This is a genomic window from Dyadobacter sp. CY351, from assembly GCF_021502625.1.
Lineage (GTDB): Bacteria > Bacteroidota > Bacteroidia > Cytophagales > Spirosomataceae > Dyadobacter > Dyadobacter chenhuakuii.
This window is the reverse complement of record NZ_JAKFFU010000003.1, coordinates 44,040-65,019: the sequence shown is the minus strand read 5'-3', so window position 1 is coordinate 65,019 and position 20,980 is coordinate 44,040. Positions and strand designations below refer to the sequence as shown.

Below are 20,980 nucleotides of genomic sequence, written 5' to 3'. Positions count from 1 at the left end.
ACTGGTGATGGCCCATCATTTGCGCCAAATTACCTCTCTTTTTAAATCCAAAATCAAACCAAACAGATGATACGTATATTGATATTTGCATTGCTTTCCGCACTTTTTTCTGCCTGTTCCGATGATGCACCCTCGCCACTTGTTACGCCAGCTGCTGCCGGGGAGCTCAGCCTTACTTTTGATGCCAGGGTAGGCAATGCCGACTTTGCCCTTAATCAAGACTTTACGGTTGGCAGCCAGACACTCAGCTTTACCAAGCTCCGTTACTGGGTCAGCAACATGGTCTTGGTTGATACCAAGGGCGCTGAATTTATCGTACCGGACTCTTATTTTCTAATGGAGGAAGTCGGCGAGCTGGACCTTTCGGGGACAATCAATGACAAACTGATCTATCCGGCCAATAAGCGTGAAACGATTACTTTGAAGGGTGTTCCGGCGGGAGAGTACAAATCCGTCAAATTCTCCATAGGTGTTGATTCCCGCCATAACGACAACCTGAGCCTTCGCGCCGGTGAGCTTTCGATTGCCAATGGGATGAGCAGCATTGTCTGGATGTGGCATTCGAGCTATATTTTCAGCTCACTTGCCGGATCCGTAAAACAGGGCAGCGAGACAAAGGCATTCAAAGTAGAAACGGGCCTGAATGCAAATTACAAAACGATGGCCATTGATTTTGCTGCGCCGGTTAACTCGGCCGCAGCCAAAGGGATTGTCTTGCAAGTGAATGTGGCAAAAATTCTGGACGGCATTGATCTGATCAAAAATCCTACGATTAATGCGGCCACGGCTCCGTTAATGTCGACCGTTGCGACCAACCAGGCGACAAAGGCAATCATGTTTGGCTCAGCAGGTCAATGATGGTTTGTATCAGAAAAATAGGGATCCTGCTGCTGGCACTCGCGCTCAATGCATGCGATAAACCCGCCTTAGCGCCCAAAAATGAGCCTTACCGATTTGAGGTCCCGGCGCACTTTCCCGAGCCCGTTTTCGACACCGAAAATCCGGCGAGCCTGGCGGGCGTGCAGCTGGGCAGGATGCTGTTTTATGATACAAGGCTTTCGGCCAATAACCAGGTTTCGTGCGCGAGTTGCCATGATCCCAAACTGGCTTTCAGCGACGGGGTAAAGCTCAGCAATGCAGGTGTTTCGGCAACCGCATTGCTGCGGCACTCCCCTGCCCTTTTCAATCTGGCTTGGGTCAATAACGGTCTCTTTTGGGACGGCGGGGCAACAAACCTGGAATCTCAGGCATTCGCGCCCCTGACTGCTCATGACGAAATGGCGCAGGATTTGGATCAGCTGATTCGGGAGCTTAATGCGGTTCCCGAGTATGTTTCGGGTTTTCGGCAAGCATTCAATGAACCTGCAAGCTCGCAGAATTTATCAAAAGCACTGGCGCAATTCCAGCGTTCACTAGTGTCTGCCAATTCAAAATATGACCGTTACCGGCTAAATGTCAACGGAGCATCACTGACAGCAGATGAGCTGAAAGGCCAGGTGCTTGTCCGGCAAAAATGCCAGAGCTGTCACGCAGGAGAGCTTTTCACAGATCAAAGTTTCCATAACAATGGCATTGATGCAGATTTCTCAAATGTGGAGCATGAAGGCATTTTTCAGGGGCGCTACCGGATCACTTACGAGCCGGCAGATCTTGGAAACTTTAAAACGCCATCGCTCAGGAACCTGGCATTCACAGCGCCTTACATGCATGACGGGCGCTTGGCAACGCTGGCCGAAGTGATCCAGCATTACGCAAATGGCATAAAGGGCTCAGCTACGCTTTCAACCCAGATTCCCAAAGAAGGGTTTGGGTTTTCCGAGCAGGAAAAAAAGCAAATCATCGCATTCCTGAATACGCTCAACGACTATTCATTTATCGAAAATCCGGATCACCGAAAGCCACCCAATTTTTAACAATGAACCGATTACTGCATCCAGATGAAGTCCAGCTCCTGCTGGATGGAACAGGCGTAAGCCTGCCGGTCAATCGCCTTAAAATGCAACCATCTGCGATCATCCTTACCAGTATCCAAATACTGGTTGCGATAACTATTGCCGGGATGGTGCTCCAATTAATTTAAATAATGTCTTATGAAAAAAAAATTGATTTTAATCCTTGTAACGCTTGGCGTGTCTGCATGTGACAGCACTCAGAAAAGCGCTAGTACCGATGCGCATCACAATATGGCAGATAGCCATCAGGCCAACCCCAAAGCCAAGGCGCTTATGGACCTGCACGACAGTGCGATGCCCAAAATGGAAGAGATAATGGCTATCAAGAAGCGGCTGACAAGCGTTGAAAGCCAGCTCGACAGCTTGAATGAGGCCAAACCCAGCCCCCAGCTGCAAAAGCAAAAACAGCAGGCAAGAGACTTTATTCAGCAGCTGGTGCAGGCAGATAAATCCATGATGGATTGGATGCACCAGTATAGGGCAGATACACTTGAAACCCTTGATGAGCATCAACAGGAAGCTTATATAGCAAGCCAGACCGCTAAGATGGACCTGGTTAACATCCAGATGCAGGATGCAATTTCAAAATCAAAAGAATTTATTAAAAACAACATCCAATGAAAACTTTGATGGCATGTCTGATGCTGCTAACAATTGTTGCATGCAAACAAAAAAAATTACCGATCCTGGGCGAGCCCGATATCGTCACAAAGGTGGTTGATGGCAAGAAAACCCAGGTGACAGAATATCCAAGGATTCCCGACTATGCTTTCGTGAACCATAAAAACCAGCCGTTCACCCAGAAGCAAATGGAAGGTAAGATCTATGTCGCCGATTTCTTTTTCACCACCTGCCCGACGATCTGCCCGATCATGAAATCCAACATGATCACGGTTCTGGAACGCTTCAAGGATAACCCGCAAGTCGGCATTCTTTCACATACAATTGATCCCGAACACGACACGCCTGCTGTCCTGGGAAAATATGCTGATGATCTGGGCTTGAAAGGCGATATGTGGCAATTCGTAACTGGCGACCGGGAAAAAATTTATGACATAGGTCAAAAGCACTACATGGTCAGTGCGATGGCCGATCCCGATGAGCCAGGAGGGTTTATTCACAGCGGCTCATTCGTGCTGGTCGATAAAAACAGGTATGTGCGGGGTATTTATGATGGGACTTCCAAGGAAAGTACGGCAAAGCTCATAGAGGATATGACTGTGCTTTTAAAGGAATAGCGCACGGTCAATAAAAGCTTCACAATTGGTAAACATCTAAAATCTTGATATCGAATGAAAATCATAATGAGTCTAATACTAGCGTATCTGTGGTTTACGGGCACGCCAGCCCTTGCCCAACAGCAAGTAAACATACCCGAAGATATCTCCAAGCTACTTACGCAATATGCATGCCTGGCTTGTCATAAAGCTGACGCTAAGGTAATTGGGCCTGCATATGTGGATGTTGCAAAAAAGAAATACACAAACGCTCAGATCGTCGCTTTGATCTACAATCCCAAGCCTGCAAATTGGCCTGGGTACCCGCCTATGTCACCAATGAAAAACGTACCTGAGAAGGACGCTTTAAAAATTGCTGCCTGGATCAATTCATTGGTAAAGAAGCGCTCCTAATCCGACTGTGCAGATCATAGTCACAGATAGTATCCAAACATGCGTGCTTTGGATACTATCTAATCTAATGGTGCTACTGTCTTTCGCTGGATCAGCAGCCCAGGACCCTGTTTTACCTGCTACAAATCTTGGCATTGTAAACAGCTTTGATGGTATGGTTGGGAAGCCAGGATTTGCCTATCAGGGCTATGCCCAGGTTTTTCAAACCAGAAAAGTAGTCGCAGGCCAAGGACAAGCTGTTTCCCCGGATTTGAAAGTGAATTCCCTTTTACAGTTGAACCAGTTTATATATCTGACACCCCTCAAATTGCTTGGTGCAAATCTGGCGTTTACGTTGTATGTCCACGAAATGCTTTGAATGAACACAAGCGTATCGATTAGTCTATTTTGATAATGTTGTACCCCTGCTTTTTTAGTGTATTTAAAATTCGAGCTGAACTCACCTGATTACTTTGAAAGGTTGCCTTTACAGAGCTTCCATTGATCTTTACAGATGTGGGTTTAACGCCTTTGATAGAAGTGATATCTTCTTTGAGCCGCTCGCTATTGTATTTACCTGAAACAGACAACTGAATTTGCCGGTGGGTCCGAAATAATTCAAACTGCTGTTGTGCCAGCACTTGCTGCTCTGTCCGGAAGGGCTCGAATACGCCAAGAATCATTCCAGCTATCGCGATCCCGAAAGCAATATGATAAGACCAATTCTCAAACTGGCTATGAAAGAGGCGTTTGCCTAAATAGAACCTTACTAGTGTTACACCAAGGTAAACCAAAAGCAATACCTGCAACCCGAAAAAGAATGGTTTATACCTTGTCAGCTCCTCAAAACGTGCCACAGAGCCCACTGCAATACTTATCAAAGGAAAAATGCAGCAGCCTACGTGTAACAGGGAAACGAAAATGGAAATCGGTAGTGAAAGAGCAGACTTTTTAAGCATAACGGCAAAAATGAATGAAATCAATAAATTTTACCGATATTTGCAACGTTGTTGCAAATAGTAAAGTTCGTTTTCATGAAAACAATTATTTATGCCATCCCGCTGGCATTCGCATTCAGTTGCGGGGGATCTGACCAAAAGAGCCAAATGCTAATCGAGGCCAATCAGCTCTACCTGGAATCTGTCAGCATAGCTGGCAAACTGGAAAAGTCGCTGGATAGTCTTGCTGAGCATGCCAGTGCTGCTGAGAAAGTCAGGCTAGACAGCTTGGCCCACCTGGTGGAAATCTGGGAAGAATCTGTTATTGAGGTTCCCGGTTTTGAGCATGCACATGAACATGCCGAAGGCCACACGCATAAGCCTGCACCGCAAATGACAGATGAATCCATGCTGGAATACCAGCGTAATGCGAAAGATGCTATCGAGTCCATCAGCGCACAGCTGCGTAAAAACAGCCAGCATTAAAAATCGGAAAAATGAAGATATGGATATTCACAGCTATGCTATTGTGCTCGGTGGTAAGCTTTGCTGATGAGCGCTCAAAGGCTATAAACTGGAAACACCTTTCTGATGTACGGTTCAGCCGCAAATTCAATAAGGTGCTCGACATGTATTTTTTATACCCTGATTTTGGTAGGTCAGTCAAAGATCTTGAAGGAAAGAAAGTTGCAATAAAAGGTTACATGATACCTGTTGATCCGGATGGCAACATTTACGTCATTTCTGCACAGCCAATGTCGATGTGCTTTTTCTGTGGTGGTGCAGGTCCTGAGTCTATTGTAGAATTGAAGTTTCGTGACAAAAAGCAGCGCTTTAAAACCGATGCTGTTAAAACAGTAACCGGTACATTAAAGCTCAATAGCCAGGATGTCGAGCATCTGAACTACATTCTCGAAGATGCTTCTGTGTCAGGGCAGTAAGTGTGGTCTGTACTTAACGTGCGCTACTATTACCTGATGATATCTGCGCATTGCCGACAAACACCTTCCAATAGCAGCCGCGATTGTTGAAGCTGGCCAATCAGGGCTATTTGCTGGATGTAATTGTCGGGAAGGGTTGGAAGCACTGTGCCCGCAATTCAGGTCCGGCATTGTCTTTCTTACATACTGCAATGACAAACATATGCATTTGGCGGTTCAATAGGATAAATTTATCCCTATCTGAATCGTAATTCCGTACTTGTCCGCGCGTAGCATTGTGTTGAAATTTGTCCTACACAAATCGATAAGGACATGGATTTTTAATTTTGAAAACGAACTAAAAGATTAATTGCCCTGGTAACCGGCGGCAGCAAAGGTGCGGGAAAGCAATCGGCGACCGGTTTTCACAAGCAGGTGCAACGGTGATCAACACAGCCAGAAACAAGCCGGAAGAAGAAAATAAAAACATCCATTTCATTCCCGCAGATTTAAGCAAACCGGAAGGAACGTATAAAGTGGTGGACGAGGTCACCGCAAAATTCGGCCAACTAGACATTCTGATCAACAATATGGGAGGCTCGGAAACACCTGCGGGTGGATTTGCAGTGCTTTCGGACAAAGATTGGGAATCTTCATTTCCAACCAATCTGCTGGCACCGGTGCGGCTGAACCGTGGATTTTTACGCGGCATGATCGACCGTCACGGTGGCGTCATCATTCACATTGCATCCATTCAGGCGAAACTTCCTTTGAACGACTCCACCTTGCCTTATACGGCGGAAAAGCAGCTTTGGCCAATTATAGCAAAAGTTTGTCCAATGAAGTGGCACACAAAGGCGTGCGCGTGTTGACCGTTTCGCCTGGCTGGATCATGACTACGTCATCCGTCCGGATGATGGAGCGCATTGCCAAAAGCACTGGCGGCACAGATGGAAAAAGCTGAGAAAAGCGCCATGGACACGTTAGGCGGCATTCCATTTGGCAGACCGGCGTGGCCACATGAAGTTGCCGAACTGGTCGGCTTCCTGGTTTCTAGGAGAGCCACTTACCTTACAGGCACCGAATACGTGATCGATGGCGGGACCATTCCCACATTATAACTCAGATTTTATCAAGATTTCATTCAATAAAAAAGCCATTTTAAATCAACATAAACATTCAAAATCATGAAACTTCCAGAAAATATTACAGGCTTTATTAAAGCACAAAACGATCTAGACAGCACAGCATTTGCCAATTACTTTACAGAACACGCAACCGTTTCCGACGAAGGTTCGTCCTACTCGGGTAGGAAAGAAATTGAAGGGTGGATACAAGAAGCGACGGAAAAGTATAATATGCAGCTCACTCCCATTGATTATATTCAAACCGGCTCAAAAGGAAAACTGACTCTGGAAGTAAGCGGCAGATTTCTCGGCAGTCCACTTGTTATGAAGTATCATCTTGAATTGGATGCTTCTTTGATCTGTTCGTTACAGATTACTGATTAAATATCACCTCAGCATCAATTCGAAGAAAACAACGGGGTCGATTGATGGATTGCCGGTTCTGCCAGACAGCTCGCGAGTGTCCCTGTATAAAAAATGCAAATCGAGCGTTTCGCTGAGCCTGTGATAGAAATTTTCCTTGGGAACCCTATCTGAAAGTTGGAAGCATATGAAAAGGTTTCTGAATAATTTTTCTTTCCTTGCATTGCTGAAGTTACGAAATTGCAGTGATCAAAAAAGTATTAAATCATTATTGATAGTGCATAACATCCAGATTTTTATCACTGACTGATGTTTTATTTTGTCAAGTAAAGTATAGCTCTACATGATTTCAAGCAAGCGAACATTTATCTGGACATCGCCTTATGTCTTATGCTGGTTAAGCATACCCATTTTTATACTACTAGCATTGTTATTTGCGCAGGATATAATGGATTTTCAGCTGTATGACACCTATTATGTAATCACTGTAGGCCAATATGCTGTCGCATTAGCCATACTTTTTTTGTCTTTTGGAATGATATATTGGTTACTTGAAAAGGCAGGGAAAAAGCCTAATTACATATTCTCCCTTCTACATCTTACGACAACAATATTGATTCTCACTATTGTCGCAGTGCCGTCATTCTGGATTATTAATCCTTTTACGCTCCTTGTCATATTCGCAGTAGCTCAACTCGCTTTTATAGCCAACATTTTCTTCTCACTACCAAGGAAGTAATAGACATTTGGATTCTCGGCAGGCAGTTCGATCATCGAGGACTGCAACAACAGAGAAAAGAGTTGCAACACTCCCGGACGTTTCGTGAGAATGGTATGCGATTAGAAAATGGATCGCTACTATCTGAGCTTCGCGGAAGTGACTACAAAAGGCAAAGGTGTTAAATTCATTTTTTCCAATGTCTCAGAAGTCAACAATAACCTGTCACGTAGACTTATAATTAAACTCATAATGAGGAACTTATATCTTAATTTTTATTTGCAAGGCGCCCGAGGTAGAATCATTCAAAGGTACATACCTGACATACAGCTTTTTACCGTAGTAATCTCCTCGAACATCGGCAATGTTTACCTTTCCTTTTGGCAATGAAATTTCATTGGGATTTATAAAAACCGAATCGGCTCCGGGTGCTCTATCTGACCAGACCAGCTTAGCATCATGACTTAGCTGTCCTTCAATATTAAAGTGAACAAATGCTGGCTGCTTCTTATTTTCAATAACAAAGTCCTCGTCTTTTTTAACATTTGATACCTGATGGGTAGATTCTTCATCTTTCAGACCCAATTTTTCACAGCCCATCAGGCTGGCAGCGATCAAAAATAGAAATAATGTCTGTTTCATAGCTTGTATGGAGATATCGTAATTTGCGAAGGTAAGATCCTCTCTTTTACAAAAAAATACCTGAGGTTATTTACGACAATTGAAAGAGAATAAGTAAGTAAATCTCGGTGCTGCAACTATTTGATTAAAAACTGTTTCTTCACAAAAACCATTAAACCAGATGTTATGAAAACCATTGTATTTCTGACAATTTGTTGCCTAATGCTGGCCTGCAATAAGGAAGAACCAAGAAGCGAATGGAAAACATTTGATTTCGACACATTCACACTTGAAGCACCTTCAAAATGGATAGAATTCAGCGCCCAGGGCTACGATTCTAAGGTGGGAGGTGTTACCGATGGCAAGGATACTCTGACATACGATTATGGTATGTACTCTTATCGATTTACTGCTGAAACATCAAAAACGCATATCATTACAGAAAGTAATCGGGATGGTTACCCAACAAAGATGGTGAGGCCGAGAAAACCTGGCGAAGGTTTGATCGGTATCTATTATAATTTAGGGGTAATCCAATTGACACTTTTGGGTAGAAGCCGTAATGAGAATACGTTCATGCAGATAATAGAATCGGTTAAAATTAAGTAGAGCTCCATTAACTTACATTACGAGACACTTCACCTATACCATCTGCTCCGGAACGCAATCGGCAAAGCCCCGTGTCTAGCACTAATAAGTAGGTTTAGGAAATTGTATTTCCATATTTCCTTTTGACTTCATCGTCAGAAAAGTTATCAAAATCCAAAATTTTTTCTGTACTTATGAAAATTAATCCGTTTGTTCGAAATACAATTAATTTAGGCAATCCAGCGCATGCGTAAGCTATTAGTATTAATTTTTTGCTTTGTTTCTATAAATTCCTCCTTCGCGCAATTCGGCGTAAGCATTCACCAATCCAATTTGCCTTTCATTGGCTTTAATTATGAAGTGGCAGACCGGTTTGTTCCGGAACTCCGCTTGGGAGTAGACACAAATCTGGAAAATATGTCGGTAGAAGCAGTGGCAACATACCAGTTTATTAATAAAAAAGACGTGGAAGTATATGTTGGATTAGGAGGTCGAGCTAATAATATTGCAGGACTCGTTGTGCCTATCGGGGCTCATTTCTTCCCTTTTTCTTCAAAAAATTTCGGATTTCATATAGAATTGGCACCTATCGTCTATGAAGGTTCAACGATCGTTAGGGGAAGTTGGGGGATACGCTACAGGTTCAAGGAGAATGGAAATAGGTAGTTTAGGTCACCTAAATATGAGAAGGTTTGTTTATTGCTCACGTTCATAGCCAAACGTTTGGTCAAAAGCTTTTACGCACCGATCTTTGAAATCAAGCCGGTCCCACTTATTATGTTGTCAATGCGATTTGTCATTTTATTGTTCATAATTCTCTTAGCTGATAAAGTATGCCGCCAAAATAACCGCCTTCTGGAGCGCATCAAGAATGTGGCCATCATTCTTGACTCATCAGTTTTATCAAGTTATGCGCCTTTGACCTGGCAGGTGAAATTAATTCAAATTTTAAAGTGCTAAGAATCGGGGAGCAGTCTCATGGCACCTCCGAGTTTTTCAAGGCAAGAATGTCTTTGATTAAGGCGCTATTCAAATCCAGTGGATTGACCAAAATAGGAATCGAGGCCCCCTTTGCAGAAGTCGACTATCGGCTCTTGGATAATGCGATGTACAACCACTCATTCTACAAGGGAGATTTTGCAGAACTCTTAGAATTAAGCGATCAAATATTTAACAACTTATCAATCGATAGAGCAGTTTGCTTGGAAAAGAATCTTATTCGCAAAAGCGTAGATAATTACAAGCAATTCCTATTGCTGAACAATCCGGAAAACTCCTCTGAGGCGCAGAGCAACTCTGAGGGATTCGTTAATGGCAGAGAACATTGTAAATGAATTGAAACCTGGCGATAAGATTGGAATTCTAGCTCATATTGGTCATGTACAAAGAACCTCAAATGCATAGCACTTAATACGTCCACTGAATTTTATCCAGCTTTTCGCCAATAATATGCTTTGTAAAAGATTTGGCAGTTCCGACTTGATCCTAGACTAATAAAAATATGACAGAAGAAAACGACCTTACAACACCAAGCTTTAACCAGGAAAATACAGTTAAAATTTACTCAAAAAGAGCAATTTGGGGTTTCTCAGTGTTTTTCTCCCCGGTGTTCGGAGGATTTTTATTACGGCAAAACCTAATAAACAGCGGTAGTAAGAAAGAAGCCAATCTTATTTTGCTGATTTCAATTGTCTTTACTGTGTTAACAATACTGATTGTAAACAACTTCCATACAAAAGGCGGCTCTTTTTCGTATCTTTTCAATATGGTATGGGGGGCAATCTTATCTGAGTATTTTTTTAAAAAATATTTCCCTTCCGACAATTATGAATATAAGAAAATTTGGAAGGCGCTAATAATATCAATCGCTATAACCGCTCCATTTTTGTTGGCTATGATTTTTGCACCCGCAGGATAATGTTGGGTACGGACTATAAGCACTGCGTCAAAAATCCACAGTCTTACAAAGTGCGCTCTCCTTGCAATATTCAAAGAACTTTAATATAACCCTGTCTCCCCTTGTTCTGTGTTTCCTTATTTAGCCTGAAATATGTTATACAAACTCTGGAAGGAAATTCTCGGATTTGCCATGTTCCATAATAACAACGGGATATTTTGATTGTGCTATTTAAATTTTACTCTTAACTGTCCGATTTTCCCCTTTGGTTGTCTCATATGCCTAGCGAGCTTGGATATCAATTGTCAATTTTGTATTTCTATTAACAAGTCATAAAAAATGGAAAAAATGAGCACATCAATTACATTAAATCACCCATTGCGGATATTTACAAAGCAATAACAACCCAAGAAGGCCTGAGCGCTGTCTAGACAGTAGAATTGATTGTTAAGCCGGAACTAGGTTTTGTAAATGAGTTTGACTTTGGGGATAATTATGCCACAAAAATGAAGGTGTTGGAATTATCTGAAAACAAAAAAAATACTTTGGGAATGCGTCTCATCAGACCCGGAGTGGATTGTAATCGGCATTTCATTTGACTTAACAGAGAAGGATGCGGCACGCTCCATTGCTGTTCCATTCGGCATCACCTTCCAATATTTGAAGGTTTCGCTAATCTCAGTTTCATAACCAAACGTTTACTCAAAAGCTTTCTGGCAGCACTCTGTGAAATCCTGCCGGTCAAAATGCCCGAATTTCTGGCTGTGCCCTGCGTTGCTTCCTCGGTGACAACACAGTGCTAATCCATTATAAAATAAACGTTTATATAAATGGTAAGGATGATTCAGTGAAAAGGGTTTGATATTACATTGCTATTATTATAAAATAAGTACTTAAATAAGGTTTTCATCTAATCGCTCAGAAATAAACTGAAATTGCTCGTAATTACGTGAGTCTACGCTAGATCAAGATCTTGAAAAGAACAAAGCCGACATACTACACCTTGACAATGAGATATAATTTAGAAAAGTCCAGTTTGTTAAGTAAGGTCTCCGGAAGAGCTTCCTGGCTCGACCATAAGATTGATCTGATCCTTGACGAGCTCGCAAACGGAGATGTCATTGTATTGAGTGAATTTTCTAGGGTCGCAGAAATAGACAGCGGCAATATCAATCATCAACAGCATGCGTACAACTGACCCGCCGACACAACTTCTCTTGTAAAAAACTATTGCAACTTTTATTACAGTAAAGCAAAAAGCACTTAGCAAATTAATGCTAAGTGCTTCGGAGCGGCGAACCGCATTTTCAAGAGCCCCCAGTCGGGATCGAACCAACGACCTACTGATTACAAGTCAGTTACATGCATTCGTCCACAGGATTTTCTCATATTTGCCGTTCCCATAAACAACTCATTATAAGCATATAACAAACTTTCTTCCAATTCTGTTGGTATACATTCGTTTTGAATAGCTAATATTACAATGTTATTTTCAATGTTAGTCACAATGTTAGTGTATGAAAAGACCATCTATATCAATTCTGTTCGATAGCCGCAATATGCCGGAAGGCCGCTACTCCGTCAAATGGCACGTCTACTATTCAGGTAAACAAAAGGCGTATAGCACAGGTGAAATACTGGATGAGGAAGACGTCAAATTTCTTAAAGCAAATAAAGAGTTTCTCTCGGGAAGAATCAAGGACGACGCCAAGCGCAACTTATGGAACATGATTTATGGCGACGAGTATACTGATACTATATCAGGAGTAAGAAAAGAATCAGTAACTGCCAAAGGTAAGCGTGTATTAGCTCAGATAGAAGATTACTTTACGTTTGAGATATTTGCGCAGACAATAGCAGGTAACTACAACCCGGAAGACAAAACGCCTACAAACGCCGACATTATAAAGGCACTGGAAAACAGGGGGCAAAAGCTAATTCAGCAAGGTGACGCAAGCAATGGTAATCTACACCTTTCGACTGCCTCAAGTCTAAGAAGATACGCAGTTTACGCCAAGCTAGCTAAAAGCGTAGAATCTGTTGAACTACCAATTATGGCGATCACCCAGAACTTTTTACGGAACTACGAAAAATGGATGCTGCAATTCGGGAAAGCGCCGAAGAATCCAGACAACCCAGCAAAACCTGCGTCTATCTCGACAGCCTCTATTTACTGCCGATACATCCGCATCTTATGGAATGAGGCGATTGACTCAGGCATAGTAAGCAAAGAAAATTACCCATTCAAAACGGCACACAAATCAGGATTTAAACTGGCGTCTGTGCTTAATACCAAAAAGGCTATATCTGAGGAAATACTACTAAAACTTTTTCAGTATGAAGCGCCAGTATCAGGTTCGCCGAGGGAAATGTGGAAAGACCTTTGGCTATTTATTTACATGGCTAACGGCATAAACACAATGGATCTCTGTAAACTAAAAAATGAAGACCTAGATTTTGGCACGAATACCATTTCCTTCTACCGCGACAAAACGATTGACACAAAGCGAACAGACATGAGGAAGATAGTTATCGAAGTCTTACCAGAAATCAAAGAAATACTCGAGAAGTGGCGCAACACCGATAGATCACCAGGCGCTCGACTCTTCTCCTTCCTACCTGCCGATGTAAGCGCAGACCGTGAAAAACGGATAGTTAACCAGGTCACAAAGAACATCAATACACACATGAACCGAATAGCAAAAGAACTTGAACTTGGTATTAAGATAAACACTTATCAAGCCCGACATACATTTGCAACCACTATGGCAACGGCGAATGCGCCACTAAAATACATCACGCAGAAGTTCGGCCACGGATCAATGAAGACGACGGAAAAGTATATTGGTTCAATTGAAGGCAAGACGACGGAATCCTACCTTTCAAATCTTGTCCCCAAAGACCCAAAAACAAATCAGTAGTACCTAATCACCATATTTTAAACTAAACGAACATATGTTATTTCAAACCGAAGCAGACTGGCTACTAGAAAAAATCGTAGTCGGCATCAATGGGACAGACAAGAAGCTACCAATCACAATTACTACGGAAGGCAGCGTTATTAGTGGTAACTTGATAAGCTGTCACGCGTACCTAGAACAGATACGCAGTATTGTTACAACCCCTCGCGCCGAAAAACTAACCGAGGGGAGTATGCAAAACGAGATCCTAAACATGATGATCGATCAAAACATTAAGGAAACAATCGAACATCAGGACCTGCCCGAAGAAAATGCTTCATACATCCATATTGCAGATGCAGTATTTTTAGGAGACACGAAACCGAAACCAAACGTTTTATGGAGGGGAATGATTGAGAAAGTTTCTGGGTTTTATCTAAATTAAGTCCTTAGCTGGTAGCCCAATAATTAGGCTACCAGGATTAACCGTATTAAGACCATTCATTAGTTACGTAGGCAATGGCGTAAATTTCCTTTATGTCGGGCAGATTTATACTAAAGTCTGGATAGAGATCCTTGTCTGCACTTAATGATAAACAAGTTAAAACTCCCTCGTCCAGATCATGCGACGATATCCTTCGCACTAGCAGTCCCCTATTGCTATGTATAATGAAATCTTGAAACTTATGAGGATCCAATTTGCTCCTCCAGTACTTTTGATCAACTCTTCGAGCTGTTACAACGCTACCCTTGCATAATGATCCCTTCAAACCATTGTCCATAGCATTATCAACTAATACAAAAGATCTATAAACGCCGAATTGGAGTTTGTCTACTACGATTGCATATTTTGGAAGCTCATCAATGTATTGCCTACTTGACCACTCCAAAACATATCGGTCGTACGCGAACCTATCAATAAATGGAGTGACTACCAAGTATTTTTCATCACCAAAATGGCGAAATTCCGTTCCGTCTTCAATTTTAATTATTTCACCCTCCAAACCAACCGCATCACCTACCACAAGCGACTTCTCAGCCCGATCTAACTTAACCGAATAATAAACATCCTTCAGGCGTTGAACCGCCGATTGCTTTGCAGCTAAAACCTCCGGAGAAGCATTTGCTGATGCATAGATATGCATTTCTTGAAAGGCGGCAAGTAATTGTTCTTTTATTATCGCCTCTACCGAACTATCCTCGCCAGATTCAGTATCAATTATTTCAACCTTCGGCAAACTCCCTTGGTCACGAGCCATTTGCCCTTTACCACTGACCAACCACGCTAAATCTACACTTTCAGAATATGCTGAATTTTGAAAGTTGCTAAAAAAGTCAAAACTAGGCTTTACTCGACCATTAAGATAATCGTAAATGCTTTGAGGACGGTTAAATCCTAAATTTTCCGAAAATTCTTTAACTGTAACCCCTAGATAATCAATTACTTGCCGAATCCTATCAGAAATTTCTGAATTTTTACTAAATTTTTCTTTCACTTTCAGCAAATGTTTAATTATCTTTACTAGCGTTAAGGATTTGGTGATAAAGGTAATGCTAATTCGCATTGTTTACAACATATCCTGGATGAGCGGTATAATTCGGACATGTTTAACCTAAAAAACTATGAATAGATACGAAAACCCATTGAATTTTTCGGTGATCGTGAAAGATGCGATTCTCAAAGTAAACCAGTATTCCGGAGGAAACAGGCTGCTATTTGTCCGACTTGAAAAGAGTCGATCTCTTATAACTCAGTGGAAAAATGGCGTTGCTGTTCCAGATACCGCAACACAACTCAATTTCATTAATACCGCCACTTCAGTAATTGCCGAGCTAAATAAGACCAAGGAGGAAACGGATCGGAGGTGCTTCATTGCAATCTCTAAGCTAAACGATTTGCTTACAGTATAAACTATTTAATCAACGCATAATGAACGAAACAGAAATTTTGACAGCCCCAAGAACCTCCGCTAAGCGCGATGAAGGTACACCTCAAGGGATAATGGCAAGCGATGTAATAGCCGCCACAATCCGAAAAATCAATAAATTCCCCGGCGCTAACGCGAAGTTTTTTAAGAAAATTAAATTTGCGAGACCAACTGTTTCAAATTGGAGAAATGGCAAGGGTTCGCCCACTGCTAAACAAATGGCATACTTTCTTTCAATCGCCACAGAAATTTTAAAAGAGGCAGAGACGCAGCAAGCGATTCAAATCGCAGAATTGCAAACTCAACTTGAAGAATTCAACAGGCTTACAACATCAAAAGCATTTGCAATTTAGCGAAAGCGTATACTGAGATACGTTGCTAAATTAAAGACTCTAATTACTTATTTACCCATTGTTCAACCGGATTAAGCCGAAATCCTTACAGGAAAGCTACGTCCAAAAACTTTCATCAAAATGAATACTAACTCTTTAATTAGCTTGGCATTGATGGATTCGGCATACCAAAACATCGAACACAATTCCGAACACTCGAATTCCGCCTACTTCTTACTCAACGCATGGAAATGCGAGGAATCAGGGAACAAAGAATTGGACGCATCGCTTCAACACATAATTGAGAATATTATTGAGGAGTTTCTAATTGGCGCTAAGGCGAAGGCGCAAATGGAGAACCTTGCACTTCAAACTAGATTTGTATTTGACTGCCTGATAGATGCCGTTAACGGTAATTACAGACGTTTCGAAGAGGCTATGGATCAGGACTTAGATGTGCAAATCATAGGTGAAGAAGCTGCGCAACAATATTTGTTTTCAATAATATGTGATAAAGGCAGTGTCACTGACTTACCCAATGATATTGAACAGTACGCCGAACTGGTTGCCATCTTGAAGCAGAAGGATATATACGATTGCCTTTCTCGCTATAATGAATTCATGCTCACTCTTAGAGCAAATATCCTGCTTAAAAGACCTTTCAAGGATTCACTAGCACTAATTGCAGAGCTATGATAGAGATCCCAAATATCCAGGCGATGATGCTAGAACGGCTGTATGCTATTGATGAGAAAGTGGATTCTCTCCATTCATATTATCAAGAAAGACTTAAAGAGGTTTCTTCAACAAGTAATCCATACAAGACCGTAAAGGCCACTGCTGAGTTTTTAGACTGTTCGGAAGAGCATGTTTACAAGCTAAAAGGACGGGTTCCTTATCACTACGTAGGCGCGCGCCTATATTTCAAAACTGAGGACCTTATCAAGTACATGGAATCAGGAAGGGTTTCACCAAAATCAAAATTTAAGAAAGCATGAGAACCAGCATTGACAAAATTAGAGTCAGATTCGCACAGCGGAGGGCCAGTATAAATAGTTCAGGTAAGTGTGGTGTAGCGTGTCGTATCCGAGTTAATGGTAAAAAGGCTAGAGAATTCGCTACCGGCCTATCGATTGAATCTATCAAATGGGATAGCAAAAGCCAGCAAGTCAAAGGAGCGACCGAAGCAGCCCGAGAGTGCAACAGAAAGCTGAACGCAATCCGCTACGAAATCGAAGATATTTTTCAAACTCAAAGGTCTCAGGGTCGCGTCTTATCCGCACAAGAGGTAGCTGACGTATATAACCGTAAGTTATCTCTCGTTTATCCAGTTTCACGCCTGGCGAGCTCATTTGTCGATGAATTGATTACCAAAGACCGCTCGCCAAAGACCATTCTAAGATACAAACGATGTTATCGTTATTTACTTGAATACCTGGGCGATGATTTACTTGCATCTAGCGTGGATAAAAAACATGTCTCTGGTTTCTGGCGGTGGTTGAAGCAGCGAGATTTAAAAAATGATTATTGTAATAAAATCACACAGGCTTGCTTTGGGCTGTTTCGATTTGGAATTCGAGAGGGCCATATTAGCACGAATCCATTCGAAGGTATGTCGTTAGAATGGACAAGCGAAGTTGATATCACATGTCTGTCGCTTGGCGAAGTGGCAAAACTCAAAAGTCATGCCTGGTCCACTAAACTTCAAAAGGTTGTCGATTCTTTTTTGTTCATGTGTTACACCGGACTGCACATCTGCGACTATCAAGAACTTAAACCGTCCGATCAGTATATTATCAATGGTTCTGAATGGTTAAAGATTAAGCGTGTAAAAACCAAGGTCGGCGCATCTATACCGCTCCACTCTTATGCAAAGCAAATAATCGATAAATATGGGGGCATCGAGAACCTTCCCCGGATTTCAGGTCAAAAATCGAACGATTATTTAAAACTGGTAGCCGAAACTGTAGGCATCGAAAAGAACCTAACTAACAAGATGGCGCGGAAGACTTTTACCGATATGGCGCTCAACGAGTTTAATATGAGCCATGAATCAGTAGCAGCGATGCTAGGCCATACTAGCACCAGACAAATAAAGCATTACGGGTCGGTAAATGAGCGCCGCATTTTCGCCGAGTGGAAAGAAAAAGCGTTGTAAAACTTAACATCAAAATAGCAGGAAAATGAAAACAACAAAATTCTTTATTGAAAACATGCCTAACGCTGAGGGCGAAATTAAGCTCCTAAAAACTTTCACCACCGCCGTATCTTACTACTACGATTTCAGATCAAGAGAACCACTTCCAGACAATTTCCGAAACGTTGAGCTATCCACCGTTGCCTGGATGCACCGAACATTTCTGGATGCGTTTTCAGATATGCGCCAGGGAATAGAAAGAGGTTCTTTCGAGACCACCCCGGACGTGTTTTTCTGGCAGGGTGAGGAGTTCGCCACAGCAGTAATTGAAACAATCCTAGATATTTTCGATTGCTATTACAATGAGTGCGGAGACTTTGAAACCTTCCCTGATCATTCGTTTTTCTGCCAACTCAGAAAGGCGATGATTCAATACGTAGGAGCCGTTCATCTATTACCGGACACGATTACCAACGTTACAGACAAAGTTGTTCCTAGGCCTATAAAAACGCCTAAGAAACCTCTGATTAAAATCGAAAAGCTAGACGGACTACAAAAACAGTCTTTCGTTTAATCTTCATGCCCGTACTCACCCGCCGATCAAATAGTAAATCAATAAATTAACATAGGCCAAAATTTATCATGGCAAGACCAAAAGTTGAGGGACTAGAATACTTTCCGCTAGATGTCGATTTCTTCGACGAGCCGAAATTATTGCTGGTTGAAGAGGATCGCGGAATAGAAGGCGGGTACGTGGCTATTAGACTATTTTCCTGGATTTACAGAGAGGGTTATTTTACCAAATGGAGTAATGATATGTCTGTCGTATTCGCAAAGCGCATAGGTCATCAAATGACAAGCGAAAAAGTCAACGGTGTTATTAATTCCATGCTTAACAGAGAGTTGCTTAGTAAGCGCCTTTATGACGAGTTTCAGATTTTAACCAGCCGGGAAATTCAGGCGACATGGTATAGGATTAGCCAGCAAGCTAAAAGGAAATCTAAGATAATGCCTGAGTATAATCTCTTAGACGACGATGATTTTGATAAAAAAAAAGTGCTGATTGAGAAAGAAGAAACGGTAGTTAATTCAGAAGAAACCGTAGTTATTTCAGAAGAAACTAAACCAATTGAAGAAGAAACTACGCCTAAGCAGGAATTTAGTACACAAAGAAAAGAGAAGAACAGAGAAGAGAAGAAAAAAGAAGAAAAGAAGATTAAAAAACCTATTATAAATATAGCGCCTTTTGATCCTTTAATTATTGATCTTCCTTTTGTTTCTGAAGAGTTCAGGGAGACATGGAAAGACTTCTGTACTATGAGACAAGCTAAGGCGGTAGGAAAAAAGAAGAGCGCCCCATTAACTGAATTAGCCGTAAAAGCAATTCTTAATAAACTAAAGAAGTACCCGGAGCCGGTGGCGCTCGAAATGTTACAGCGTTCGATCATTGGAGATTATCAGGGCGTATTTGATCTACCACAATACGAAGTAGATAAAATCATGGCTAACCCGGCGCAAAAGACAAAAGAAACGGCAATAGTTGAATTGTCATCAGAAGTTACGCTCGAAAGGGAAAGAAGAAAATCGAACTACGATTTGAGGATTCGCGGAATGATGGGTGTAGCCACTGGTGGGCCAATAGATTTCCCCGAGGTTATATCAGTCTATCATGAGAAATTTGGCTGCTTCGACCAATTAAAAAAAGAAGAAGTATTCAACCCAGCAGAAATGGAAAAGCCTTACAGTAGTGATTCTTTTTCCGTAGCCTGGACAAAATGGATAACCTACCTGAATGAGTCTAAAAGGTCTATTACTAAAATGACCTTTGAAGAGCAGTTAAAGATGCTAGGTAGCGAGAAAAACGAGGCGATAGCAATTGCAATGATTGATAAAGCGATCGGTAAAGGCTGGTATTCTTTCACAGCCCTTTACGAAGAAGAGAAAGCAAAATTACCTAAACCGCAGCGTAGGTATTTAAATGATAAGCCAGAATATAGCGATAGAAACGCAAAAGAGATAGCAGAAGAACGGCTAGAAAGGCAAAGAAAATATGACTATCAATGCTCTAAATTCCCCGAACAAATTGGTCAACCATTTGATTTTCATCGTGTAGATTCCATTTATCACAAAAAATCAGGGTTTCCCGACGAACTAATACCACAGGCGCAAGATCAAAAATATATATCTCCATCCGTATATGTCTAACTTTCAATCAAACAGTTAAATGAAAAACCTAGAAGCATACAACAAACTGACAAAAACTAACTCCCAATTGGTTGAGTTAACATGGCTAGCGGCTGCAATGAATGTGCAAGACGGCAGCGCCTATGATTTACTTACTTCATTAACCCGCCAACAGTTCATTAGCATGTTCGGTAGAAAAGACGAAGTAATGCACGCGCAATTTGAACCGGTTGATTTCATAGAGAAATACCAGAAGTTCGGATTTATTGCAAAGGTCAGGGTTTACAAAACCTGTCAGCATAAATTTATGCCTGAGTCAGAAGAATTCCCACGTGGTAAAATGTTCACGCCTGCCAACATCCGCAACTTAGAAGGCGAAATATTACGCGCATGGGTATGTAAACGAGAGTTCGTAGACAAGTATTTATATGTCGAGAAGGTGGACTTCCTACCCTTCCGTTTGAAGAGCTTAGAAATCAAATTTCTAATTGCCGACCTAACCGCCGCTGGTATAGTGTGTACCACCGGACAGATGGAGAGAATGGCAGAGCTAGAAGAATTCAAATGAATTTAGCTTGTGAAATTTTCATCACAGAAGCCCCGGCGCTACAATCAATTGTCAAGATATACAGCCACAGGAAACGGGAAGTAGTTTATAACTACTGGCAGCAGAACAGCGACTTACTACAATTCGTGAAAGACCTGGATATTAACACAGCGGAATGTTTACTACATATCCCAGCCTGGCATCCGGCATACGAAGAA

At 41.8% G+C, this 20,980-nt stretch carries 28 protein-coding genes and 1 pseudogene; 26 read left to right on the top strand and 3 right to left on the bottom strand.

Translation table 11 applies throughout. The annotated features are described in order from the left end of the window. Window positions 1–66 precede the first annotated feature (66 nt). The 7 genes from L0660_RS05885 to L0660_RS05855 all read left to right on the top strand — a co-directional run bounded on the left by L0660_RS05885 (window position 67) and on the right by L0660_RS05855 (window position 3,941). Window positions 67–858 (top strand): MbnP family protein, encoded by a 792-nt coding sequence (locus tag L0660_RS05885; protein WP_235158575.1) that lies wholly within the window; start codon window positions 67–69, stop codon window positions 856–858. Further along, complete coding sequence (locus L0660_RS05880) at window positions 855–1,913, top strand: cytochrome-c peroxidase (protein WP_235158574.1); 1,059 nt, start codon at window positions 855–857, stop codon at window positions 1,911–1,913. Before L0660_RS05885 ends, L0660_RS05880 begins: the two co-directional genes overlap by 4 nt. Before the next feature lie 2 nt (window positions 1,914–1,915). Next, window positions 1,916–2,080 (top strand): hypothetical protein, encoded by a 165-nt coding sequence (locus L0660_RS05875; protein ID WP_235158573.1) that lies wholly within the window; start codon window positions 1,916–1,918, stop codon window positions 2,078–2,080. Between the two features lie 10 nt (window positions 2,081–2,090). Continuing rightward, complete coding sequence (locus L0660_RS05870) at window positions 2,091–2,573, top strand: eukaryotic translation initiation factor 3 subunit E (RefSeq protein WP_235158572.1); 483 nt, start codon at window positions 2,091–2,093, stop codon at window positions 2,571–2,573. Then, entirely contained in the window at window positions 2,570–3,190 is a 621-nt protein-coding gene (locus L0660_RS05865; protein ID WP_235158571.1) for an SCO family protein, read from the top strand. Before L0660_RS05870 ends, L0660_RS05865 begins: the two co-directional genes overlap by 4 nt. A gap of 54 nt (window positions 3,191–3,244) precedes the next feature. Then, window positions 3,245–3,583 carry a c-type cytochrome gene (locus tag L0660_RS05860; protein WP_235158570.1) on the top strand — a complete coding sequence of 113 codons (339 nt, stop codon included), beginning with the start codon at window positions 3,245–3,247 and terminating at the stop codon, window positions 3,581–3,583. Between the two features lie 67 nt (window positions 3,584–3,650). Further along, window positions 3,651–3,941, top strand: coding sequence for a hypothetical protein (locus L0660_RS05855; RefSeq protein ID WP_235158569.1), 291 nt, complete (start codon window positions 3,651–3,653; stop codon window positions 3,939–3,941). A 19-nt stretch (window positions 3,942–3,960) separates the two neighbouring features. Here L0660_RS05855 and L0660_RS05850 read toward each other — a convergent pair whose 3' ends face one another. Further along, window positions 3,961–4,521, bottom strand: coding sequence for a hypothetical protein (locus tag L0660_RS05850; protein ID WP_235158568.1), 561 nt, complete (start codon window positions 4,519–4,521; stop codon window positions 3,961–3,963). A gap of 75 nt (window positions 4,522–4,596) precedes the next feature. Here L0660_RS05850 and L0660_RS05845 point away from each other — a divergent pair, with 75 nt between their 5' ends. The 5 genes and pseudogenes from L0660_RS05845 (at window position 4,597) to L0660_RS05830 (ending at window position 6,931) form a co-directional block, all read left to right on the top strand. Next, a complete protein-coding gene (locus L0660_RS05845; RefSeq protein ID WP_235158567.1) occupies window positions 4,597–4,986 on the top strand; it encodes a hypothetical protein in 390 nt (129 codons plus the stop codon). An 11-nt stretch (window positions 4,987–4,997) separates the two neighbouring features. Further along, window positions 4,998–5,441: a DUF3299 domain-containing protein gene (locus L0660_RS05840; RefSeq protein ID WP_235158566.1), complete on the top strand. Its 444-nt coding sequence runs from the start codon at window positions 4,998–5,000 to the stop codon at window positions 5,439–5,441. A 422-nt stretch (window positions 5,442–5,863) separates the two neighbouring features. Further along, window positions 5,864–6,384 (top strand): annotated as a pseudogene (locus L0660_RS05835) (SDR family NAD(P)-dependent oxidoreductase). Continuing rightward, window positions 6,371–6,541 (top strand): SDR family oxidoreductase, encoded by a 171-nt coding sequence (locus tag L0660_RS26290; RefSeq protein ID WP_409013385.1) that lies wholly within the window; start codon window positions 6,371–6,373, stop codon window positions 6,539–6,541. Before L0660_RS05835 ends, L0660_RS26290 begins: the two are co-directional and overlap by 14 nt. Before the next feature lie 66 nt (window positions 6,542–6,607). Continuing rightward, window positions 6,608–6,931, top strand: a complete 324-nt coding sequence (locus L0660_RS05830) for a nuclear transport factor 2 family protein (RefSeq protein ID WP_235158565.1) — start codon at window positions 6,608–6,610, stop codon at window positions 6,929–6,931. A gap of 958 nt (window positions 6,932–7,889) precedes the next feature. Here L0660_RS05830 and L0660_RS05825 read toward each other — a convergent pair. Next, window positions 7,890–8,270, bottom strand: coding sequence for a hypothetical protein (locus L0660_RS05825; protein WP_235158564.1), 381 nt, complete (start codon window positions 8,268–8,270; stop codon window positions 7,890–7,892). A 165-nt stretch (window positions 8,271–8,435) separates the two neighbouring features. Here L0660_RS05825 and L0660_RS05820 point away from each other — a divergent pair, with 165 nt between their 5' ends. The 6 genes from L0660_RS05820 (at window position 8,436) to L0660_RS05795 (ending at window position 14,079) form a co-directional block, all read left to right on the top strand. Next, on the top strand, window positions 8,436–8,858 hold the full coding sequence (locus L0660_RS05820) for a hypothetical protein (RefSeq protein ID WP_235158563.1): 423 nt from the start codon (window positions 8,436–8,438) through the stop codon (window positions 8,856–8,858). A gap of 225 nt (window positions 8,859–9,083) precedes the next feature. Further along, window positions 9,084–9,503: a hypothetical protein gene (locus tag L0660_RS05815; protein ID WP_235158562.1), complete on the top strand. Its 420-nt coding sequence runs from the start codon at window positions 9,084–9,086 to the stop codon at window positions 9,501–9,503. Window positions 9,504–10,338: 835 nt separating this feature from the next. Then, a complete protein-coding gene (locus L0660_RS05810) occupies window positions 10,339–10,755 on the top strand; it encodes a hypothetical protein (RefSeq protein ID WP_235158561.1) in 417 nt (138 codons plus the stop codon). Window positions 10,756–11,743: 988 nt separating this feature from the next. After that, window positions 11,744–11,932, top strand: coding sequence for a hypothetical protein (locus tag L0660_RS05805; protein ID WP_235158560.1), 189 nt, complete (start codon window positions 11,744–11,746; stop codon window positions 11,930–11,932). 319 nt (window positions 11,933–12,251) lie between these two features. Then, window positions 12,252–13,655: a tyrosine-type recombinase/integrase gene (locus L0660_RS05800; RefSeq protein ID WP_235158559.1), complete on the top strand. Its 1,404-nt coding sequence runs from the start codon at window positions 12,252–12,254 to the stop codon at window positions 13,653–13,655. A 34-nt stretch (window positions 13,656–13,689) separates the two neighbouring features. Continuing rightward, window positions 13,690–14,079 (top strand): hypothetical protein, encoded by a 390-nt coding sequence (locus L0660_RS05795; protein ID WP_235158558.1) that lies wholly within the window; start codon window positions 13,690–13,692, stop codon window positions 14,077–14,079. A gap of 46 nt (window positions 14,080–14,125) precedes the next feature. Here the strand turns inward: L0660_RS05795 and L0660_RS05790 are convergent, their stop codons facing one another. Further along, entirely contained in the window at window positions 14,126–15,130 is a 1,005-nt protein-coding gene (locus L0660_RS05790; RefSeq protein ID WP_235158557.1) for a helix-turn-helix transcriptional regulator, read from the bottom strand. A 127-nt stretch (window positions 15,131–15,257) separates the two neighbouring features. Here L0660_RS05790 and L0660_RS05785 point away from each other — a divergent pair, with 127 nt between their 5' ends. From L0660_RS05785 to L0660_RS05750, 8 genes are all read left to right on the top strand, one after another. Further along, window positions 15,258–15,545: a hypothetical protein gene (locus L0660_RS05785; protein WP_235158556.1), complete on the top strand. Its 288-nt coding sequence runs from the start codon at window positions 15,258–15,260 to the stop codon at window positions 15,543–15,545. Between the two features lie 19 nt (window positions 15,546–15,564). Next, on the top strand, window positions 15,565–15,915 hold the full coding sequence (locus L0660_RS05780; RefSeq protein WP_235158555.1) for a hypothetical protein: 351 nt from the start codon (window positions 15,565–15,567) through the stop codon (window positions 15,913–15,915). A 120-nt stretch (window positions 15,916–16,035) separates the two neighbouring features. Beyond that, window positions 16,036–16,590 (top strand): hypothetical protein, encoded by a 555-nt coding sequence (locus L0660_RS05775; protein WP_235158554.1) that lies wholly within the window; start codon window positions 16,036–16,038, stop codon window positions 16,588–16,590. Then, the gene (locus tag L0660_RS05770) at window positions 16,587–16,892 is read left to right on the top strand and encodes a helix-turn-helix domain-containing protein (protein ID WP_235158553.1); all 306 of its coding nucleotides are present in this window, start codon (window positions 16,587–16,589) and stop codon (window positions 16,890–16,892) included. Before L0660_RS05775 ends, L0660_RS05770 begins: the two co-directional genes overlap by 4 nt. Continuing rightward, complete coding sequence (locus L0660_RS05765; RefSeq protein ID WP_235158552.1) at window positions 16,889–18,052, top strand: site-specific integrase; 1,164 nt, start codon at window positions 16,889–16,891, stop codon at window positions 18,050–18,052. The genes L0660_RS05770 and L0660_RS05765 overlap by 4 nt, the downstream gene beginning before the upstream one ends. Window positions 18,053–18,077: 25 nt before the next feature. Beyond that, complete coding sequence (locus L0660_RS05760; RefSeq protein WP_235158551.1) at window positions 18,078–18,605, top strand: hypothetical protein; 528 nt, start codon at window positions 18,078–18,080, stop codon at window positions 18,603–18,605. A 68-nt stretch (window positions 18,606–18,673) separates the two neighbouring features. Then, the gene (locus tag L0660_RS05755) at window positions 18,674–20,236 is read left to right on the top strand and encodes a DUF4373 domain-containing protein (RefSeq protein ID WP_235158550.1); all 1,563 of its coding nucleotides are present in this window, start codon (window positions 18,674–18,676) and stop codon (window positions 20,234–20,236) included. A 19-nt stretch (window positions 20,237–20,255) separates the two neighbouring features. After that, window positions 20,256–20,783 (top strand): hypothetical protein, encoded by a 528-nt coding sequence (locus tag L0660_RS05750; RefSeq protein WP_235158549.1) that lies wholly within the window; start codon window positions 20,256–20,258, stop codon window positions 20,781–20,783. The last annotated feature ends 197 nt before the right edge of the window (window positions 20,784–20,980 follow it).

Excerpts from the sequence above, each read along its gene's own strand:
- L0660_RS05810 (WP_235158561.1), top strand. The coding sequence starts at position 10,339 with ATGACAGAAGAAAACGACCTTACAACACCAAGCTTTAACCAGGAAAAT.
- L0660_RS05825 (WP_235158564.1), bottom strand. The coding sequence starts at position 8,270 with ATGAAACAGACATTATTTCTATTTTTGATCGCTGCCAGCCTGATGGGC.
- L0660_RS05830 (WP_235158565.1), top strand. The coding sequence starts at position 6,608 with ATGAAACTTCCAGAAAATATTACAGGCTTTATTAAAGCACAAAACGAT.
- L0660_RS05785 (WP_235158556.1), top strand. The coding sequence starts at position 15,258 with ATGAATAGATACGAAAACCCATTGAATTTTTCGGTGATCGTGAAAGAT.
- L0660_RS26290 (WP_409013385.1), top strand. The coding sequence starts at position 6,371 with ATGGAAAAAGCTGAGAAAAGCGCCATGGACACGTTAGGCGGCATTCCA.
- L0660_RS05800 (WP_235158559.1), top strand. The coding sequence starts at position 12,252 with ATGAAAAGACCATCTATATCAATTCTGTTCGATAGCCGCAATATGCCG.
- L0660_RS05845 (WP_235158567.1), top strand. The coding sequence starts at position 4,597 with ATGAAAACAATTATTTATGCCATCCCGCTGGCATTCGCATTCAGTTGC.
- L0660_RS05875 (WP_235158573.1), top strand. The coding sequence starts at position 1,916 with ATGAACCGATTACTGCATCCAGATGAAGTCCAGCTCCTGCTGGATGGA.
- L0660_RS05815 (WP_235158562.1), top strand. The coding sequence starts at position 9,084 with ATGCGTAAGCTATTAGTATTAATTTTTTGCTTTGTTTCTATAAATTCC.
- L0660_RS05865 (WP_235158571.1), top strand. The coding sequence starts at position 2,570 with ATGAAAACTTTGATGGCATGTCTGATGCTGCTAACAATTGTTGCATGC.
- L0660_RS05765 (WP_235158552.1), top strand. The coding sequence starts at position 16,889 with ATGAGAACCAGCATTGACAAAATTAGAGTCAGATTCGCACAGCGGAGG.
- L0660_RS05795 (WP_235158558.1), top strand. The coding sequence starts at position 13,690 with ATGTTATTTCAAACCGAAGCAGACTGGCTACTAGAAAAAATCGTAGTC.
- L0660_RS05855 (WP_235158569.1), top strand. The coding sequence starts at position 3,651 with ATGGTGCTACTGTCTTTCGCTGGATCAGCAGCCCAGGACCCTGTTTTA.
- L0660_RS05885 (WP_235158575.1), top strand. The coding sequence starts at position 67 with ATGATACGTATATTGATATTTGCATTGCTTTCCGCACTTTTTTCTGCC.
- L0660_RS05780 (WP_235158555.1), top strand. The coding sequence starts at position 15,565 with ATGAACGAAACAGAAATTTTGACAGCCCCAAGAACCTCCGCTAAGCGC.
- L0660_RS05760 (WP_235158551.1), top strand. The coding sequence starts at position 18,078 with ATGAAAACAACAAAATTCTTTATTGAAAACATGCCTAACGCTGAGGGC.
- L0660_RS05880 (WP_235158574.1), top strand. The coding sequence starts at position 855 with ATGATGGTTTGTATCAGAAAAATAGGGATCCTGCTGCTGGCACTCGCG.
- L0660_RS05775 (WP_235158554.1), top strand. The coding sequence starts at position 16,036 with ATGAATACTAACTCTTTAATTAGCTTGGCATTGATGGATTCGGCATAC.
- L0660_RS05860 (WP_235158570.1), top strand. The coding sequence starts at position 3,245 with ATGAAAATCATAATGAGTCTAATACTAGCGTATCTGTGGTTTACGGGC.
- L0660_RS05805 (WP_235158560.1), top strand. The coding sequence starts at position 11,744 with ATGAGATATAATTTAGAAAAGTCCAGTTTGTTAAGTAAGGTCTCCGGA.
- L0660_RS05870 (WP_235158572.1), top strand. The coding sequence starts at position 2,091 with ATGAAAAAAAAATTGATTTTAATCCTTGTAACGCTTGGCGTGTCTGCA.
- L0660_RS05850 (WP_235158568.1), bottom strand. The coding sequence starts at position 4,521 with ATGCTTAAAAAGTCTGCTCTTTCACTACCGATTTCCATTTTCGTTTCC.
- L0660_RS05750 (WP_235158549.1), top strand. The coding sequence starts at position 20,256 with ATGAAAAACCTAGAAGCATACAACAAACTGACAAAAACTAACTCCCAA.
- L0660_RS05820 (WP_235158563.1), top strand. The coding sequence starts at position 8,436 with ATGAAAACCATTGTATTTCTGACAATTTGTTGCCTAATGCTGGCCTGC.
- L0660_RS05770 (WP_235158553.1), top strand. The coding sequence starts at position 16,587 with ATGATAGAGATCCCAAATATCCAGGCGATGATGCTAGAACGGCTGTAT.
- L0660_RS05755 (WP_235158550.1), top strand. The coding sequence starts at position 18,674 with ATGGCAAGACCAAAAGTTGAGGGACTAGAATACTTTCCGCTAGATGTC.
- L0660_RS05840 (WP_235158566.1), top strand. The coding sequence starts at position 4,998 with ATGAAGATATGGATATTCACAGCTATGCTATTGTGCTCGGTGGTAAGC.